Consider the following 17,985-nt stretch of genomic DNA (forward strand, 5'->3'; position numbering starts at 1 on the left):
TTCGCTGTCCGGCCGGCTTTATGCCAAAATGTGACCTCTGGCAGATTTACACGCCTTTACGCTATACTACCCGCTGAAATAATCAGCTCAACGCTACGAGCTGACGTTCTATGTGTCTTCACACAAATGTAATTAACTTCCCTTCCGAGGATCTGGCTGAAGCCGGATAAACTATGTTAAACAGTATTTTAGTGATACTTTGTCTCATTGCCGTCAGTGCATTTTTCTCGATATCCGAGATCTCGCTGGCCGCCTCCCGTAAAATCAAACTGAAACTGCTTGCTGACGAAGGCAACGTTAACGCATCACGCATACTCAAAATGCAGGAAAACCCGGGAATGTTTTTCACCGTGGTGCAGATTGGCCTGAACGCGGTCGCCATCCTGGGCGGTATCGTGGGGGATGCGGCATTTTCACCGGTGTTTCATGGCCTCTTCGCACGCTACTTTTCACCTGAACTCTCCGAGCAACTGAGTTTTATTCTCTCCTTCTCGCTGGTGACTGGCCTGTTCATCCTCTTCGCTGATCTGACCCCGAAACGCATCGGTATGATTGCGCCAGAAGCTGTGGCTTTGCGCATCATCAACCCGATGCGCTTCTGCCTGTTCCTGTTCCGTCCGCTGGTGTGGTTCTTCAACGGCCTGGCCAACAGCATTTTCCGCCTGTTTAAAATTCCGATGGTGCGAAAAGACGATATCACCTCTGATGATATCTATGCGGTCTTCGAAGCGGGTGCCCTGGCGGGCGTGCTGCGCAAGCAGGAGCACGAGTTAATTGAGAACGTGTTTGAGCTGGAATCCCGCACCGTACCGTCATCCATGACCGGACGTGAAAACGTGATTTGGTTCGACCTGCACGAAGACGAGCAGAGCCTGAAGCAAAAGGTGGCCGAGCACCCGCACTCCAAGTTCCTGGTCTGTAATGAAGATATCGACCACATCATCGGTTATGTGGACTCGAAAGACCTGCTGAACCGCGTGCTGGCCAACCAGAGCCTGGCGCTCAACAGCGGCGTTCAGATCCGCAATACTCTGATTGTTCCGGATACCCTCACCCTCTCTGAAGCGCTGGAAAGCTTCAAAACGGCCGGTGAAGATTTTGCCGTTATCATGAACGAATACGCGCTGGTGGTGGGCATCATCACCCTCAACGATGTGATGACCACGCTGATGGGCGACCTGGTTGGCCAGGGGCTGGAAGAGCAGATTGTTCAGCGTGACGAGAACTCATGGCTTATCGACGGCGGTACGCCGATTGATGATGTCATGCGCGTACTGGATATCGACGAGTTCCCGCAGTCAGGTAATTACGAGACCATTGGCGGCTTTATGATGTTTATGCTGCGAAAAATCCCGAAACGTACCGACTCGGTGAAGTTCTCTGGCTACAAGTTTGAAGTGGTGGATATTGATAACTACCGCATCGACCAGTTGCTGGTGACGCGTATCGATAATAAACCGACCGTGCTGGTGCCGCGAATGCCTGACGCAGAAGAGAAAGTGTCGGCGTAAGGCCCATAAACATCAACGGCTCCCATCGGGAGCCGTTTTTTTATCAACTGCGTTTTTAACTACTGCATAGCACGTTGGTTAAGCCATCTCAGTTTGCAGACGCATAACCTGACGGTTGACTTCAGACATCACAGACAGGTGCTGCTTGTCCTTCACTTTTGGGATAAGGATCTTGCCCTTATCAAACTCAAAAGCGCCAACATCCTTGATATACAACCGTCCACGGAACAGGATCTTCACGTACTTCGCCACCTGAAGCGGGTTGTAGCGTTGGAAAATTTTCATTCTTGTATCTCCTGCGAATCATACGCTCTTGCGGTGCCACAATCGGCCCGACTGTCCTGAGCGCAAATTTTGTTGCCCAAAGACTATAGACCAGAACTACGGTGTTACCCAGTATGCATAAGTTTATTTACCGTTTGATTACAATTATTCAGAATAATCTTTGCAAAGCTTCACTCAGGGCAGTATAAGCCGTCGTTTTTTCATGGATATGTGCGTTCACCCGCAAACTGGCATCGGGATTGCGGGAAAACCACATTGATCGCACTTATGATTAAAAGCGTATGACCAAGTGGTCGGATCACCTGCAAACAATAAGGAAACACCATGACCCTACGAACTATCCTTGCAGCAGCCTGCCTGCTTCTGCCCCTGTGGGCTAGCGCTCACGCGATTGAAAAAGGACAACGAGTACCACCAGTCGGCATTGCTGACCGGGGAGAATTGATTCTCGACAATGATAAGTTTAGCTACAAAGCGTGGAATAGCGCGCAGCTCGCAGGCAAAGTGAGAGTTGTACAACATATTGCCGGTCGTACATCCGCAAAAGAGAAAAATGCCAACCTGGTGGAAGCGATCAAGGCCGCAAAATTCCCACACGACCGCTACCAGACCACCACGATCGTTAACACTGACGATGCCATTCCTGGCTCCGGAATGTTTGTGCGTTCAAGCCTTGAGAGCAATAAAAAACTCTATCCGTGGTCGCAGTTTATTGTCGACAGCAACGGCGTGACGCGTAAGGCGTGGCAGCTGGAGGAAGAGAGTTCCGCAATCATCGTGCTGGATAAAGACGGCCGCGTGCAGTGGGTGAAAGACGGGGCATTAACCCAGGAAGAGGTGCAGCAGGTTGTCGCCCTGCTGCACAAACTGCTGGCTCAATAAATAGAGACGCGGAAGCCGGGGTTAAGGAAGGATTCGCGCGGGGTGTAGTCCAGCGGCTTACCCTGCCAGTCATGAACATGTGCCCCGGCGGCCGTGGCGACCGCATGCCCTGCCGCGGTATCCCAGACGTTCGTTGGCCCAAAGCGAGGGTAGAGCTGGGCATGACCTTCCGCCACCAGACAGAATTTCAGTGATGAACCAATCGAGGTCGTCTGGTGTTCACCCAGCTGTTGCAGATATTCCTGCAGTTCGCTGTCGCTGTGTGACCGGCTGATCACCACCAGCGGTGGACGCGCATCACGCACCTGAATCTGCTTACGCACGCCGCACTCTTCCTTCCACGCCTTACCGTCTGCAGCGCTGTACATGACCTTCATCACCGGCGCGTATACCACCCCAAGCACCGCTTTGCCTTTTTCAATCAGCGCGATGTTGACGGTGAACTCACCGTTACGCTTGATAAACTCTTTGGTGCCGTCGAGGGGGTCCACCAGCCAGTAACGCTGCCAGTGCTGACGCTCGTCCCAGCTCTGCGGCGCTTCTTCTGACAGGACCGGGATATCCGGCGTTAAGGCCTGCAGTCCTTGCAGGATCACCTTGTGAGCCGCGATATCTGCCGCGGTGACCGGAGAGTCATCTGCCTTGCTGACGACCTCCATCGGTTTTGCACCGTCATACACCTGCATGATGGCATCTCCCGCATCCCGTGCGAGCTGACAAATCTTATCTAACATTCTCCACCTCTTTGTTAACGCAGTGGGGTTAACTCTTTGTTTTAGTTATATCGTAATGGGAACAATTCCGCTATCTGTGAAGCAATTCTGGTTTCATGGCGCTTTTTTCTGTCAGGATTCACATTTATGTAAGCAACACGCTATAGATACATATTCTTTTGTGGCCTGGATCGAAAAAAGGACTCCTCTGATGATTAAGTTTAGCGCAACGCTCCTGGCGACGCTGATTGCAGTGAGCGTACAGGCGGCGACGGTAGACCTGCGAATTCTGGAAACTACCGACCTGCACAGCAACATGATGGACTTCGATTACTACAAAGATACCCCGACGGAAAAATTCGGACTGGTACGCACGGCAAGTTTGATCGCTGCCGCCCGCAATGAAGTTAAAAACAGCGTGCTGGTCGACAACGGCGATCTCATTCAGGGTAGCCCGCTCGGGGACTACATGGCCGCGAAGGGGCTGAAGAAAGGCGAGATCCACCCGGTGTATAAAGCGATGAACACCCTGGACTATACCGTCGGCAACCTGGGCAACCACGAATTTAACTACGGCCTGAAGTACCTGCACGATGCGCTGGCTGGCGCGAAATTCCCGTACGTTAACGCCAATATCATCGACGTTAAGACGCAGAAGCCGCTCTTTACCCCCTATCTGATTAAAGAGACCGAGGTTGTCGATCAGGACGGTAAAAAACAGACGCTTAAAATCGGCTATATCGGCTTTGTGCCGCCGCAAATCATGACCTGGGATAAAGCCAACCTCGACGGTAAAGTGACCGTTAACGATATTACCGAAACTGCGCGCAAATACGTGCCGGAAATGCGCGAAAAAGGCGCAGATCTGGTGGTGGTGGTTGCGCACTCGGGACTCTCCGCCGATCCGTATCAGGCCATGGCGGAAAACTCCGTTTATTATCTGAGTGAAGTCCCGGGCGTCGATGCGATCCTATTCGGTCACGCCCACGCGGTCTTCCCGGGTAAGGACTTTGCCAACATTAAGGGTGCAGACATCGAGAAAGGGACGCTCAATGGCGTGCCGTCGGTGATGCCGGGCATGTGGGGCGACCACCTTGGTGTGGTGGATCTGGTCCTCAATAACGACGGCGGCGACTGGAAGGTCACTCAGTCAAAAGCAGAGGCGCGCCCGATTTACGACGCTGCGGCTAAAAAATCACTCGCCGCCGAAGATAAAAAACTGGTCGACGTGCTGAAGCATGACCACGACGCCACCCGCGACTTCGTCAGCAAGCCCATCGGTAAATCCGCCGATAACATGTACAGCTACCTGGCGCTGGTGCAGGATGACCCGACTGTCCAGGTGGTTAACATGGCGCAAAAAGCCTATGTCGAACACGTTATTCAGGGCGACCCGGACCTGGCAAAACTGCCGGTGCTGTCGGCCGCGGCACCGTTCAAAGTGGGCGGGCGTAAGAATGACCCGGCAAGCTACGTTGAAGTCGAAAAGGGCCAGCTGACCTTCCGTAACGCCGCCGATCTCTATCTCTATCCGAACACCCTGGTGGTAGTGAAAGCGACGGGTAAAGAGGTGAAGGAATGGCTGGAGTGCTCCGCCGGGCAGTTTAACCAGATTGACCCGCACAGCAGCAAGCCGCAGTCGCTGATAAACTGGGAAGGGTTCCGGACCTATAACTTTGACGTGATTGACGGCGTGGAGTATCAGATTGATGTTACCCAGCCTGCAAAATATGACGGCGAATGCCAGGTCATTAACCCGCAGGCCGAGCGCATCAAAAACCTGACCTTTAAGGGCAAAGCCATCGACCCGAATGCCACCTTCCTGGTGGTAACCAATAACTACCGCGCCTACGGCGGCAAGTTTGCCGGCACGGGAGATGGCCATATTGCCTTTGCCTCACCGGACGAGAACCGCTCGGTGCTGGCGGCGTGGATCAGCGCGGAGTCCAAAAAAGCGGGGGGCATTCATCCGGCAGTGGACAACAACTGGCGCCTGGCCCCCATTCACAGCGACACGCCGCTGGACATCCGTTTTGAAACTTCACCGTCCGATAAAGCGGCGGCGTTTATTAACGATAAAGCCCACTATCCGATGAAGAAAGTTGCAACGGATGATATTGGCTTCGCCATTTATCAGGTGGATTTAAGCAAGTAACGCGGTGTGTGCCGGGTAGCGGCTTCGCCTTACCCGGCCTGCCTTTACGCCGCGCGTTCTTCCCGGTTCGCCATCACCTGCGGCGTATGCACTTCTATCCAGTCCGCCAGCGCGGCCACTTTCTCACTCACCTCTGTCCCTAACGGCGTCAGGCTATACTCAACGTGCGGTGGTACAACCGGATACGAGACGCGATTAACAAACCCGTCCTGTTCCAGCGCCTGTAGCGACTGGGCCAGCATCTTTTCGCTGACGCCTCCCATTTTTCGGCGCAGGTCGCTGAAACGGTGGGTTCCCTGCCGCAGGGCCACCAGAATCAGCACGCCCCAGCGGCTGGTGACATGTTTGAGAACCTCTCTGGAAGGACACTGTTCCGCGAAGAGGTTGCCATCGCGCATTTGTTCGCTAAGTGTCGGTATCGTTGTTTTCATACTTACCTTTATGTACGTACTTACTAAAAGTTAGCTATGGTGCTAGTGTGCCACAACACCAGACAAACACGAAGAGGATTCATCATGATCGCAATTACCGGCGCAACCGGCCAGCTTGGCCAGCTCGTTATCGAACAGCTGTTAAACACCGTACCGGCAAACCAGATTGTGGCGATTGTCCGCAATCCGGCAAAAGCTGAAGCCCTGAGCCAGCAGGGAATTACCGTTCGTCAGGGGGATTACGCTGACGAAAGCACAATGACCTCCGCGCTTAATGGCGTAGAAAAGCTGCTGCTGATCTCCTCCAGCGAAGTGGGTCAGCGCGCCACCCAACATCAGAACGTCATTAATGCTGCCAAAGCCGCTGGCGTGAAATTCATCGCCTATACCAGCCTGCTGCATGCAGATAAATCGCCGCTGGGCCTGCACGTTGAACACGTCGCGACGGAGAAGGCGCTGGCGGAGTCCGGCATCCCTTACGCCCTGCTGCGTAACGGCTGGTACACCGAAAACTATCTGGCGAGCGCACCGCCCGCGCTGGAGCATGGCGTATTTATTGGCGCGGCCGGTGAAGGCAAAATCGCCTCTGCCACCCGTGCGGATTACGCGGCTGCCGCGGCAAAAGTCATCTCCGGGGACGGCCATGCAGGCAACGTATACGAGCTGGCCGGCGACCACGCCTGGACGCTGAGCGAACTGGCGGCCGAACTCAGCAAACAGAGCGGCAAAAACGTGACGTATCAGAACATGAGCGAGGCGGATTTTACCGCGGCGCTGAAGGGCGTTGGCCTGCCTGCCGGGCTGGCGGATATGCTGGCGGACTCCGATGTGGGCGCGTCTAAAGGCGGTCTGTTTGACGACAGCCATACGCTGAGCAAACTGATCGGGCGTCCAACCACACTGCTTTCAGAGAGCATTAAAGCCATTCTGTAAATGTTGCAAAATGGTTATTTTTTGTAGCATCCCCTCGGGTCATCTCTGATAATGGAGAGATGACTCATGAGGAGGTTCACCGTGCAGGGCGTACCGGAACAGTTCATTGATGAGAGAGACAGCGCGCGCTTTCGCCATCTGGCGCATTTGCCGGGCCTGGAGCTTTATCACGCGCATATTTCTGACTACGCCTTTGAGCCTCATACGCATGAAGCCTTCGGCATCGGCACCATTGAAACCGGTGCCGAACGCTTTCGCTATCGCGGTACCCAGCATCTCGCGGCGGAAAAATCCGTCGTGACCATGAACCCGGACGAGATCCACACCGGGGAATCGGCGACGGATGGCGGCTGGCGCTACCGGATGGTTTACATTGAACCCGATCTGCTGGAAGAGGTGACCGGCCTTCGCCACTGGTGGTTTAGCGACGTAACCCGCCATGACCCGCTGCGCTCACAGCAAATCGGCAGGCTTATCTATGGCCTGTGGCATACGGACGACCCGCTGGCGCAAAAAGGCTTGCTGCTGGATCTGATCGAGACCTTCCAGCCGTTAGCCCGCCACGCACCGATTACCCGGGAAGGTGCCCACCGGTTCGAACGGGTTCGTGAGTATATGCACGACAACTACATGCACGCCCTGACGCTGGACGAGCTGGCCAACGTGGTCTCACTGAGCCCCTACCATTTTCAGCGCCAGTTCAAGGCGCATTTCCATGTCACTCCGCATCAGATGCTGATGGCTATCCGCCTGTGGCGCGCCAAAGCGTTTCTCACGCGCGGCATGCCCGCCGCCGAAGTCGCCGCCGCGACCGGGCTGACCGATCAGTCCCATTTGACTCGCGCCTTTACCCGCCGCTATGGCATTACCCCCGTGCGCTACCAGAAACAGGTCGTTAAGCGCTGATGCGCAACCTCATACAATACGCACGCCTTTCCCCCTCCTACACTGAACGCAGAATAAACCGATGTGGAAGGAAAAATGATTAGTGGTGTGTTGTATGCCCTGCTTGCGGGTCTGATGTGGGGACTGATTTTTGTCGGCCCTCTGATCGTGCCGGAGTACCCGGCAATACTGCAGTCGACCGGACGTTATCTGGCACTGGGGCTGATTGCTCTCCCGCTGGCGTGGCTCGGTCGTGCACGTTTGCGTCAGCTCGGCCGACAGGACTGGTTCACCGCGCTGGCGCTGACCATGATGGGCAACCTTATCTATTATGTTTGCCTGGCGAGCGCCATTCAGCGAACCGGGGCACCGGTATCTACCATGATTATCGGCACGCTGCCCGTGGTGATCCCGGTCTTCGCTAACCTGCTTTACAGCCACCGCGACGGGAAACTGGCGTGGTCAAAAATGGTACCAGCGTTGGTGTGTACCGCCGTGGGGCTGGTCTGCGTCAACATTGCCGAGCTGCAGCATGGGCTGGAGGACTTCTCGCTGTTGCGTTACGGTTCTGGCATCCTGCTGGCATTCGTTTCCGTGGTGTGCTGGGCGTGGTATGCCCTGCGCAATGCGCGCTGGCTGCGGGAAAACCCGGATAAACACCCGATGATGTGGGCGACGGCTCAGGCGTTGGTCACGCTCCCGGTTTCGCTTATGGGCTATGTGGGGGCCTGTCTCTGGTTAGGCCACCAGCAACCGGATTTCGCTCAACCGTTCGGACCGAGACCGTGGGTCTTCGTCGGGCTGATGCTGGCGATTGCGGTGCTCTGCTCATGGGTGGGCGCGCTGTGCTGGAATACCGCCAGCCAGAAGCTGCCGACGGTAATTTTAGGGCCATTGATTGTATTCGAAACGCTGGCCGGGCTGCTTTACACCTTCCTGATGCGCCAGAGTGTACCGCCGCTGTTAACCGCCTGCGGGATTATATTGCTGGTCGTTGGGGTCGTGATGGCGGTGAGAGCAAAGCCGGAAAAACCGATGGTCGTTCCGGCTTCAGAGAGTTAAAACGTTTCCCAGTTCGCTTCAGACGTCGCCGCGACAGGTTTAGCCGCTGGAGTGTAGCTTTTCACCGGCGCGGCGTTGACCACCTGGTTGCGGGTAATTTTAAACACCGCCACCGCTTCGTTCAGGCGTGCCGCCTGATCTTCCAGCGCGGCCGCCGCTGCCGCAGACTCCTCTACCAGCGAGGCGTTCTGCTGGGTCACGCGATCCATCTCGGCCACCGCCTGACCTACCTGATCGATACCGCGGCTCTGCTCGTCAGAGGCAGAGGCAATCTCGCCCATGATGTCGGTCACGCGGGTGACCGCATTCACGATCTCCGCCATCGTCGCCCCGGCTTCGTTTACCAGCTGTGAGCCGGCATTCACGCGCTCGCCGGAATCGTCGATCAGCGCTTTAATCTCTTTTGCCGCCTGAGCGCTACGCTGAGCAAGGGTACGCACCTCACCTGCGACCACCGCAAAGCCACGGCCCTGCTCGCCTGCACGCGCGGCTTCCACCGCCGCGTTCAGCGCCAGGATGTTGGTCTGGAAGGCAATGCCGTCGATTACGTTGGTAATTTGCGCAATTTTGCTGGAACTGGTCGCAATGTCGTCCATGGTGCGCACCACACCCTCCACCACATTACCGCCCTTCTTCGCGGTTGAGGAGGCATCGAGCGCCAGACGGGAAGCCTGACGTGCGTTATCGGCGTTTTGTTTTACCGTGGCGGTCAGTTGTTCCATGCTGGCAGCCGTCTCTTCCAGAGAGGCAGCCTGCTGCTCGGTGCGGGAAGAGAGGTCGTTGCTGCCCGCAGAGATTTCCCCTGCACCGGTGTAAATGGTGTCTGCGCCTTCACGCACCACGCCCACCGTGTTTGCCAGCGAGGTTTGCATCTCCTGAACGTTGCGCGCCAGGATTGCCATTTCATTCTTACCCTCTGCCTGAATCGGCTGGGTCAAATCCCCTGCGGCAATGGCGCGGATATGGCCGATCACATCCTGCAGCGGCAGCAGCAGAACGCGGCGCATCGCAATCCAGCTGGAGACGATCACGGCAATCACCAGCAGCATGACCGCGGAGAGGATCCACAGGATACGTTTATAATCGTTTTCGTTGTCTTTAATCCCTCTGTTCGTGAGGACGGCCTGCGCTTCACGCCATTCACGGTACACGTTCTGCATCGCGGTCTGTTTCTGCTCCGCATTCTGCTTGAACATATCTTCCAGATTGCCCTGGCCCAGCAGAACGTTCATTTGCGTCAGCGTGGCGGAGTAAATGCGGTACTGCTCTTCCAGACGGTTAGCCAGATTCTCGTCCAGACCCGGAGTATTAGGCAAAGCGTAGTATTTATCGTAATGGGACTGCGCATCCGCCAGCAGGTTCTTCGCCGTGTTCACCAGTTCATTCAACTGGCCGCCGTTAATCTGAGACGCCATGCTGCTTTGCAGACGCAGCATGCCGCGGTTCAGGGTCACGCGGGCCTGGTTGAGGCTGATCCATGCATCGGTAAACTCGGCGACATTCTGGCTTGAGAGCTGCGAGACGGTGAAGTTATCTTTGTCGTTATTCAGCGCGTTGATAAAAATGCCGGCGGAAATGACTTGCATGATGCCGAGCACAAGCAGCACCGAAATAAGAAGGGTAATGACTTTTATACGTTTAAACATGCGTTGCCTTTTTTATATGCAGGTTTGTCTGACGTGGATATATCGGCAGGCACGGCGAGTTGTTTACTGTTTCCCCACGTTAAAAAACTTTCTAAAGTAATTTCCTGCATTCATTCAGCAAGTTAAAAGTCATTATTTTTTGTGATCTAGCTCTCACTTTGCCCCTTCCCTCTAAAGGGTTATAGCGTCGCCTTAAAGATGCATTTAAAATGCACTTTATATTATTGATGATGAGGTAACTGCTATGGCCTTCCGCGACCAACCCCTTGGCGAGCTGGCGCTCTCCATCCCGCGCGCGTCCGCGCTGTTTCGTAAATACGATATGGATTACTGCTGTGGCGGTAAGCAAACCCTGGCACGTGCCGCCTCGCGTAAAGAGCTGGATGTGGGGTTCATTGAAGCGGAGCTGGCACAACTGGCTGAGCAGCCTATTGAGAAAGACTGGCGCACTGCAGCCCTTGCCGACATCATCGACCATATCATCGTGCGTTTTCACGACCGTCACCGTGAACAGCTGCCTGAACTGATCCTGCAGGCGACAAAAGTGGAGCGCGTTCACGCCGACAAACCTTCCGTACCGCGCGGTCTGGCGAAATACCTGACCCTGCTTCACGAAGAGCTTTCCAGCCACATGATGAAAGAGGAGCAAATCCTCTTCCCGATGATCAAACAGGGTATGGGCAGCCAGGCGATGGGGCCCATCAGCGTCATGGAAAGCGAACATGATGATGCAGGCGAGCTGCTGGAAGTGATTAAACACACTACCCATAACGTTACACCGCCACCAGAGGCGTGCACCACGTGGAAAGCGATGTACAACGGCATTAACGAGATGATCGACGACCTGATGGAGCACATCAGTCTTGAGAACAACGTCCTGTTCCCGCGTGCCCTCGCAGGTGAATAAAAAAAGGCGCCCGAGAGCGCCTTCCTGAGGTTATCATTCGGCCACAGCATCTGTGGCCTTTTTTATTAACGCATGCCTGCCATACGTTTCTTACCGATAAATAACCATCCCAGCCCCAGCGCGATGAACCACAGCGGCGTGACGATTAACGCCTGACGGGTATCGTCTTCCAGCGTCAGCAGAACCAGCACGAAGACGAAGAACGCCATGCACACCCAGCACATCAGCTTGCCCAGCGGCATTTTGTAGATCGATTTTTCATGCAGGTGTGGACGCTGTTTGCGGTACACCAGGTAAGAACACAGGATGATGGTCCAGACGAACATGAACAGGATCGCAGAGACCGTGGTGATCATGGTAAACGCACCGATCACACTCGGGTTCACGTAGAGCATCACCACACCGCCCAGCAGGCAGATACAGGAGAAAGTCAGCCCTTTCGCCGGCACCGCACGCTTAGACAGTTTGGCAAACGCGCGTGGCGCAACCCCTTCCTGTGCCAGACCAAACAGCATACGGCTGGTAGAGAACACCCCACTGTTGGCCGAAGAGGCCGCGGAGGTCAGCACCACGAAGTTAATCAGGCTTGCGGCCGCAGGCAGTCCAACCAGTACAAACAGCTCAACGAACGGGCTCTTGGTCGGTACAACGGAGCTCCACGGCGTCACGGACATGATGATAATCAGCGCGAAGACGTAGAACATAATGATACGAATCGGGATGGAGTTAATCGCGCGCGGCAGGGATTTCTCCGGATCTTTAGTTTCCGCCGCCGTGGTACCGACCAGCTCAATCCCCACAAAGGCAAACACCGCAATCTGGAAACCGGCAAAGAAGCCGCTGATGCCTTTCGGGAACCAGCCGCCGTCATTCCACAGATGCGCGAACGAAGCCTGAACGCCGGTTGGAGACTGGAAGTGCGTCAGTACCATCACCAGGCCGACAACAATCAGGGCGATAATCGCCACGATTTTGATCATCGCAAACCAGAACTCCATCTCACCGAACATTTTAACGGTGGCGAGGTTAAGGCTCAGCAACAGAACAATCACCGCCAGCGAGGCCACCCAGTCCGATAATCCCGGGAACCAGAACTGCGCGTAGGCCGTGATGGCGACCACATCCGCCATGCCGGTCACCACCCAGCAGAACCAGTAGGTCCAGCCAGTGAAGTAGCCCGCCCAGGGGCCAAGCAGGTCGGAAGCGAAATCGCTAAAGGACTTGTATTCGAGGTTCGAGAGCAGCAGTTCACCCATTGCACGCATCACGAAGAAGAGCATAAAACCGATGATCATATAAACGAAAATGATCGACGGCCCGGCAAGACTGATGGTTTTACCTGACCCCATAAACAGCCCGGTACCGATGGCACCCCCAATGGCAATGAGCTGAATATGACGGTTTGTGAGATTGCGCCGTAGCGACTGTTCAGACGACGCCTCTTCGTCGGCGACGACTTTAACCTGATCTACCATGTGATATTTTCCTGTTTATGCCTGTCTGTGTTGTTAAGGCTCTTCTGGCCTTTAAATACGTCAAAAAAATAACGGTCCCCATGAAAGGACTCATCGATATTAGGTAAGAATCGGCGGGATGAATACTATGATTTGGATATTATGTTAATAATATGTTTAAAGTGAGTGTCATATCACTCATACAACGCGAAACAGCTCACAAAAATACACGCAACAGTTTCGTTTGCAAGATAAAATGTTGATTCCGTCGTAACTATAGGTTTTATCACTATATTCCTCTCCCCCGAAGGAGAGAGGAAATAAGAAAAGCTGATTACAGAATTTCCAGCAGCTCGACTTCAAATACCAGGGTGCTGAATGGCGGGATGGACGCACCAGCGCCACGCTCGCCGTACGCCAGGTTGTGCGGGATAGTCAGTTCCCATTTGGAACCCACTGGCATCAGGGTCAGCGCTTCGATCCAGCCCGCGATAACGCCGTTAACCGGGAATTCAGCCGGTTCGCCACGTGCTACAGAGCTGTCGAACACCGTACCGTCGATCAGTTTACCGGTGTAGTGCACGCGAACGTGGTCAGTACGCGCCGGGATTGCGCCGTCGCCCTGGTTGATCACGCGGAACTGCAGGCCAGACTCGGTGCTGTTCACGCCTTCACGCTCACGGTTCTCTTCCAGATATTTCACGCCTTCTGCAGCCATCTCTTCGAAACGCGCGCGACGCACGGCGTCAGCACGTTCGTGGATTTCACGCAGCGCACGGTGCACAACATCAACCGGAACTGCCGGGTTGTTGCCTTCCAGCGCATCAGCAATACCCGCCACCAGCGCTTCGGGTAACAGACCTTCCAGGCCGGATTCGCTCAGCTGCTGTCCTACCTGCAAGCCGATACCGTAACTTGCCTGCGCTTCGATAGTGTCAAAAGTCGGGGTGGTCATGGGTTTTCCTTCCATCACATTTAAAGTAGCGGGCAGCATATCAGCCATGCCCTTATGGGTAAAACTTTGTCTGAAGTTAAGGTGACAAACCGCGACGAAACAGAAACAATAGAGAGAACCAGGATTAATCCCGAACGAATGTCACGGATGTCGGGTTTGCTACGCCGTTCAGGCAGTTAGCAAACTATACTTCGGAGCACAGGATAAAAAAGACGCGGAGCAGGAGGAGAGCCATGCCCGGGCGATTTGAACTGAAACCTACCCTGGCGAAAATCTGGCAGGCGCCGGACAATTTTCGCATCATGGACCCGCTGCCGCCTCTGCATCGCAGAGGGATCATCATTGGCGCGCTGATGGTGATCGTGGGTTTCCTGCTTCCTTCCGGTGGCGATGATGCCGACACCGCGACGGTGACCCGCAATGCCCAGCTGGATATTCAGTCGCAAACGCGACCGCAGCCGGACACACAGCCTGTGCAGACGCAACTGGTCACCCCGACGAACGATCCGGGACAGGTTGCGCCTGTTGAACCGGAACCCATTCAGGATGAACAGCCACAGGAACAGGCCGCGGCCCCGGCAGAGCCACAGGCTCAGCAGCCAACCGGCATTGAGCAGCAGTGGCGTTCCTATCGCGTAGAGCCGGGTAAAACCCTTGCGCAGCTGTTCCGCGACCACAATCTGCCGCCAACCGATGTGTATGCCATGGCGCAGGTGGAAGGCGCGGGCAAGCCGCTCAGTAATTTGCAGAACGGCCAGCTGGTGCAGATACGTCAGAATGCCAGCGGCGTCGTCACCGGGCTCACGATTGATACGGGAAATGGCCAGCAGGTGCTGTTTACCCGCCAGCCTGACGGCAGTTTTATCAGAGCACGTTAATGTTCAGGCCGGGTAAGGCGAGCCAGCCCCCCGGCAATGCCCTTCTTAGTGACTCCGCTTATTGACCCACCAAATCCCCGAGCAGACCAGCACCAGCGCAATCGCATATTTGATGTCCAGAATGTTTTCACCGAGGAAAATGGCGGACAGCACCGTCCCGGCAACGGGGATCACAAAGTTGAACGGGGCAATCATACTTACGCGGTTCACTTTCAGCAGCGCGCTCCAGAGGGCGAACGCTACCGAAGAGAGTAACGTCAGATACCCCAGCACCGCGACGGCCGTCATGCTATGCACTTCCAGCGTCCCTCCCGTGAGATAGCCACCCGCCACCAGCGCCGCGCCGCCGATAGCCAGCTGCCAGCCGGTCATTACCGTCGGGTCGACGGTCTGGGAGATGCGTTTTCCGTAAAGCGTGGCGGCAGAAAGGATAAAGGCTGCCAGCACCACAAACCCGTCCCCCTTCCAGACGAAGCTGAATTCGCTTAACCCGCCGTGGAAGTTAACCAGCATCACTCCGGCAAAGCCCAGAATACAGCCAAGCGTTTTGTTATAGCTGAGCTTGTCGTTGTGGTAGATGAAATGCGCCAGCAGCACGCTGAAGAAAGTGCCGGTGGCGTTCATGATTGAGCCGTTAACGCCTGTCGTGTAGGCCAGTCCGATATAAAAGAAGGTGTACTGAATGCTCGTCTGCGTCAGCCCCAGGACCGTCAATTGGCCAAACTGCCCGGGCGTGAACCTGCCGATGGGCTTGCGCTGTGCTAACGCAAAGAGAAGCAGCAGCACACCCGCAAACAGAAAACGGTAACCGGCGAACACGACCTTTGAGGGAATATCATCGGTGGCAATCTGGAAGAGTTCATAGCCGCTTTTTATGGCCGGGTAAGAGCTACCCCAAAGCAGACAGCAGAGCGTGGCGCAGGCATAGGCCACCTTTCGACGGGCAAATACGGGCGTAGGCAGAGCGGTTTCCATGTCGAATCTCATAAATAAAATTGCGTTTCATTTTATTATCAGAGAATGCGCCAGGAATAGCGACCCTACAAGCACTAAAGCGCGAGGCTGGTCCCTTAAAAAAGCAAAACGCCGGCACAAGGCCGGCGCTTCGACGTGAGCAGAGTAAAATTACTCAGCTACAACGTTAACAACCAGTTTAGCGAACACTTCGCTGTGAACCTGGAAGTCCACTTCGTGCTCACCAGTGGTACGCAGAACACCGTTCGGCAGACGAACTTCGCTCTTAGCCACTTTAACGCCAGCTGCAGTTACTGCATCAGCGATATCGCGGGTACCGATGGAACCGAACAGTTTACCTTCGTCGCCAGCTTTAGAAACGATGGTAACAGTGCCCAGTGCGTTGATTGACTCAGCGCGAGCATTAGCAGCCGCCAGAACGTCAGCCAGTTTGGCTTCCAGTTCAGCGCGACGTGCTTCGAAAAACTCTACGTTTTTCTTGGTAGCTGGAACAGCTTTACCCTGTGGAACCAGGAAGTTACGAGCGTAGCCCGCTTTAACGTTTACCTGATCACCCAGGCTGCCCAGGTTTGCTACTTTATCAAGCAGAATAACTTGCATTACCTTATCCTCTTAAAGTCGTATTAATGGACCGTGCCCGATTACTGATGACGATCAGTGTACGGCAGCAGGGACAGGTAGCGAGCGCGTTTGATAGCGCGAGCCAGCTGACGCTGGTATTTTGCACGAGTACCGGTGATACGGCTTGGGACAATCTTACCGCTTTCGGTGATGTAGTTTTTCAGCGTTGCGATATCTTTATAGTCGATCTCTTGAACGCCTTCCGCGGTGAAACGGCAGAACTTGCGACGACGGAAATAACGTGCCATATGGCTAGTCTCCAGAATCTATCAAATCAATCTGCTCGGCATGCAGAACCATTTTGCTCAGGCCGTTCTTTGCCTTGTGGCAAGAAATGAACCCCTGAACGATTACTGCGCTACCGACCGTTATACTGTGAGTAATGGCCTGGTTTTCGTGTCCGCTAATAATAACGGGCATTTGGCACCACGCCTGCCGGTGAAAGCCGGCTTCCTCTTGCACAGAACGATGCTCAAGCACGAACTGGCAATGCGGAATTCCTGATGGACTGACCTTACGAAGGGGGGTCCTGCACACGGTACCGGACAACACCAGACGGTTGGTCATCAGAAATTACTCTTCAGAATCCCCAGCATCAGAATCATCTGCGGTTTCGTTTGCGAAATCATCGCGACGCTCACGGCGCTCGTCTTTCGCTTTAACCATCGGAGATGCTTCGGTCACTGCGTTTTTGGTACGCATAACCATGCTGCGGATAACGGCATCGTTGAAGCGGAAGGTAGTTTCCAGCTCATCGATCACTTCCTGCGGCGCTTCAACGTTCATCAGAACGTAGTGTGCTTTGTGCAGTTTGTTGATCGGGTAAGCCAGCTGACGGCGGCCCCAGTCTTCCAGACGGTGGATCGTACCTTCTGCACCAGTGATGGCAGCAGAGTAGCGCTCGATCATGCCCGGAACCTGTTCGCTCTGGTCAGGATGGACCATAAAAACGATTTCGTAATGACGCATCGAATTGCTCCTTACGGATTATTCAGCCTCCTGTCTGGGTCAGCCGAGGCCCGGGGAGGCAAGGAACGTGTTAAAGGTCGGCTGAAAAATTGACGCGTCATAATACTTGCGCGCCCCTGGAAACTCAAGCTGATTGCACAAATAATTCGCACAAAGCGTAAAGCTGGTCTAAGTGGGTGATTTAAAATTAATCACATCAGGAAGCGTTGTTTTTTTGAACAACAGCATCAGAAATGGTCACGCATCCCCGCCGGATAAGTGATTACACTTTAATCAGAGACCTTATTTATAAAAGGAGAGCAACACCCCCTTTCACAGCACGCAGTCGTGGAGCGCATATCATGAAAAAAATCGCATTTGCCGTAATGGCTGCACTTTTGCTCAGTGCAAACGCGATGGCAGCCATCAAGATAGACGGCCGGCAGGCCCAAAACATGGATGATGTGCAAAGCTTAGGCGTAATCTACATCAATCATAATTTCGCCACTGAAAGTGAAGCAGATCAGGCTCTCAATCAAGAGACCGATGCTCAGGGTGCACAATATTATCACGTCATACTGATGCGTGAGCCCGGCAGCAACGGCAATATGCACGCCAGTGCAGATATCTACCGATAACGCTTTAACGCTAGCACCAGGAAAGCCAACAAAGAGAACATAGCCATAGTTTAACTTGCCCCCTGCCCGGGGGCTTTTTTTTGCTAATGGCTCTGAAATACCACCG

20 protein-coding genes are annotated in these 17,985 nt (G+C 54.5%); 9 read left to right on the top strand and 11 right to left on the bottom strand.

Going from position 1 to position 17,985, the window contains the following annotated elements:
- Positions 1-173: 173 nt before the first annotated feature.
- Positions 174-1,511 carry a hemolysin family protein gene (locus tag BJ887_RS13715; protein WP_014168349.1) on the top strand — a complete coding sequence of 446 codons (1,338 nt, stop codon included), beginning with the start codon at positions 174-176 and terminating at the stop codon, positions 1,509-1,511.
- A 78-nt stretch (positions 1,512-1,589) separates the two neighbouring features.
- On the opposite strand, the gene BJ887_RS13720 is transcribed toward BJ887_RS13715, so the two are convergent.
- Complete coding sequence (locus BJ887_RS13720; RefSeq protein WP_003856054.1) at positions 1,590-1,796, bottom strand: DUF1107 domain-containing protein; 207 nt, start codon at positions 1,794-1,796, stop codon at positions 1,590-1,592.
- Between the two features lie 324 nt (positions 1,797-2,120).
- Here BJ887_RS13720 and BJ887_RS13725 point away from each other — a divergent pair, with 324 nt between their 5' ends.
- Positions 2,121-2,678 carry a YtfJ family protein gene (locus BJ887_RS13725; protein ID WP_014168347.1) on the top strand — a complete coding sequence of 186 codons (558 nt, stop codon included), beginning with the start codon at positions 2,121-2,123 and terminating at the stop codon, positions 2,676-2,678.
- On the opposite strand, the gene cysQ is transcribed toward BJ887_RS13725, so the two are convergent.
- Positions 2,672-3,412, bottom strand: a complete 741-nt coding sequence (gene cysQ, locus BJ887_RS13730; protein ID WP_014168346.1) for a 3'(2'),5'-bisphosphate nucleotidase CysQ — start codon at positions 3,410-3,412, stop codon at positions 2,672-2,674. The two genes, BJ887_RS13725 and cysQ, sit on opposite strands and share 7 nt — an antisense overlap.
- Before the next feature lie 190 nt (positions 3,413-3,602).
- Between cysQ and BJ887_RS13735 the strand changes: the two genes are divergently transcribed.
- A complete protein-coding gene (locus BJ887_RS13735) occupies positions 3,603-5,546 on the top strand; it encodes a bifunctional 2',3'-cyclic-nucleotide 2'-phosphodiesterase/3'-nucleotidase (protein ID WP_121339997.1) in 1,944 nt (647 codons plus the stop codon).
- A 44-nt stretch (positions 5,547-5,590) separates the two neighbouring features.
- Here the strand turns inward: BJ887_RS13735 and BJ887_RS13740 are convergent, their stop codons facing one another.
- A complete protein-coding gene (locus BJ887_RS13740) occupies positions 5,591-5,977 on the bottom strand; it encodes a helix-turn-helix domain-containing protein (RefSeq protein ID WP_014168344.1) in 387 nt (128 codons plus the stop codon).
- 84 nt (positions 5,978-6,061) lie between these two features.
- On the opposite strand from BJ887_RS13740, the gene BJ887_RS13745 reads away from it, so the two are divergent.
- The 3 genes from BJ887_RS13745 (at position 6,062) to BJ887_RS13755 (ending at position 8,857) form a co-directional block, all read left to right on the top strand.
- On the top strand, positions 6,062-6,910 hold the full coding sequence (locus BJ887_RS13745; protein WP_121339998.1) for an SDR family oxidoreductase: 849 nt from the start codon (positions 6,062-6,064) through the stop codon (positions 6,908-6,910).
- Between the two features lie 81 nt (positions 6,911-6,991).
- On the top strand, positions 6,992-7,816 hold the full coding sequence (locus BJ887_RS13750; protein WP_121339999.1) for an AraC family transcriptional regulator: 825 nt from the start codon (positions 6,992-6,994) through the stop codon (positions 7,814-7,816).
- Between the two features lie 75 nt (positions 7,817-7,891).
- Positions 7,892-8,857, top strand: coding sequence for a DMT family transporter (locus BJ887_RS13755; protein WP_121340000.1), 966 nt, complete (start codon positions 7,892-7,894; stop codon positions 8,855-8,857).
- Here the strand turns inward: BJ887_RS13755 and BJ887_RS13760 are convergent.
- A complete protein-coding gene (locus tag BJ887_RS13760; protein ID WP_121340001.1) occupies positions 8,854-10,503 on the bottom strand; it encodes a methyl-accepting chemotaxis protein in 1,650 nt (549 codons plus the stop codon). The genes BJ887_RS13755 and BJ887_RS13760 overlap by 4 nt on opposite strands.
- A gap of 244 nt (positions 10,504-10,747) precedes the next feature.
- Here BJ887_RS13760 and ytfE point away from each other — a divergent pair, with 244 nt between their 5' ends.
- Positions 10,748-11,410, top strand: a complete 663-nt coding sequence (ytfE, locus tag BJ887_RS13765; protein ID WP_121340002.1) for an iron-sulfur cluster repair protein YtfE — start codon at positions 10,748-10,750, stop codon at positions 11,408-11,410.
- A gap of 65 nt (positions 11,411-11,475) precedes the next feature.
- Here ytfE and cycA read toward each other — a convergent pair whose 3' ends face one another.
- Together cycA and fklB are read right to left on the bottom strand one after the other, a co-directional pair.
- Positions 11,476-12,885 (bottom strand): D-serine/D-alanine/glycine transporter, encoded by a 1,410-nt coding sequence (cycA, locus tag BJ887_RS13770; RefSeq protein ID WP_014168338.1) that lies wholly within the window; start codon positions 12,883-12,885, stop codon positions 11,476-11,478.
- Between the two features lie 313 nt (positions 12,886-13,198).
- Positions 13,199-13,819 (bottom strand): FKBP-type peptidyl-prolyl cis-trans isomerase, encoded by a 621-nt coding sequence (gene fklB / locus BJ887_RS13775; protein WP_025205816.1) that lies wholly within the window; start codon positions 13,817-13,819, stop codon positions 13,199-13,201.
- Between the two features lie 233 nt (positions 13,820-14,052).
- On the opposite strand from fklB, the gene BJ887_RS13780 reads away from it, so the two are divergent.
- The gene (locus tag BJ887_RS13780) at positions 14,053-14,697 is read left to right on the top strand and encodes an OapA family protein (protein WP_032679427.1); all 645 of its coding nucleotides are present in this window, start codon (positions 14,053-14,055) and stop codon (positions 14,695-14,697) included.
- A 45-nt stretch (positions 14,698-14,742) separates the two neighbouring features.
- Here the strand turns inward: BJ887_RS13780 and BJ887_RS13785 are convergent, their stop codons facing one another.
- From BJ887_RS13785 to rpsF, 5 genes are all read right to left on the bottom strand, one after another.
- Positions 14,743-15,672, bottom strand: a complete 930-nt coding sequence (locus BJ887_RS13785) for a DMT family transporter (RefSeq protein WP_025205818.1) — start codon at positions 15,670-15,672, stop codon at positions 14,743-14,745.
- A 150-nt stretch (positions 15,673-15,822) separates the two neighbouring features.
- Positions 15,823-16,272: a 50S ribosomal protein L9 gene (gene rplI, locus BJ887_RS13790; protein WP_014168334.1), complete on the bottom strand. Its 450-nt coding sequence runs from the start codon at positions 16,270-16,272 to the stop codon at positions 15,823-15,825.
- A 41-nt stretch (positions 16,273-16,313) separates the two neighbouring features.
- On the bottom strand, positions 16,314-16,541 hold the full coding sequence (rpsR, locus tag BJ887_RS13795) for a 30S ribosomal protein S18 (protein ID WP_000135199.1): 228 nt from the start codon (positions 16,539-16,541) through the stop codon (positions 16,314-16,316).
- A gap of 4 nt (positions 16,542-16,545) precedes the next feature.
- The gene (gene priB / locus BJ887_RS13800) at positions 16,546-16,860 is read right to left on the bottom strand and encodes a primosomal replication protein N (RefSeq protein WP_014068638.1); all 315 of its coding nucleotides are present in this window, start codon (positions 16,858-16,860) and stop codon (positions 16,546-16,548) included.
- A gap of 6 nt (positions 16,861-16,866) precedes the next feature.
- Positions 16,867-17,262: a 30S ribosomal protein S6 gene (rpsF, locus tag BJ887_RS13805; protein ID WP_014068637.1), complete on the bottom strand. Its 396-nt coding sequence runs from the start codon at positions 17,260-17,262 to the stop codon at positions 16,867-16,869.
- 341 nt (positions 17,263-17,603) lie between these two features.
- Between rpsF and yjfY the strand changes: the two genes are divergently transcribed.
- Complete coding sequence (gene yjfY / locus BJ887_RS13810) at positions 17,604-17,879, top strand: DUF1471 family protein YjfY (RefSeq protein WP_025206244.1); 276 nt, start codon at positions 17,604-17,606, stop codon at positions 17,877-17,879.
- The last annotated feature ends 106 nt before the right edge of the window (positions 17,880-17,985 follow it).

The sequence above is a fragment of the Enterobacter sp. WPR_3_1 genome, from assembly GCF_003635055.1.
GTDB lineage: Bacteria > Pseudomonadota > Gammaproteobacteria > Enterobacterales > Enterobacteriaceae > Enterobacter > Enterobacter ludwigii.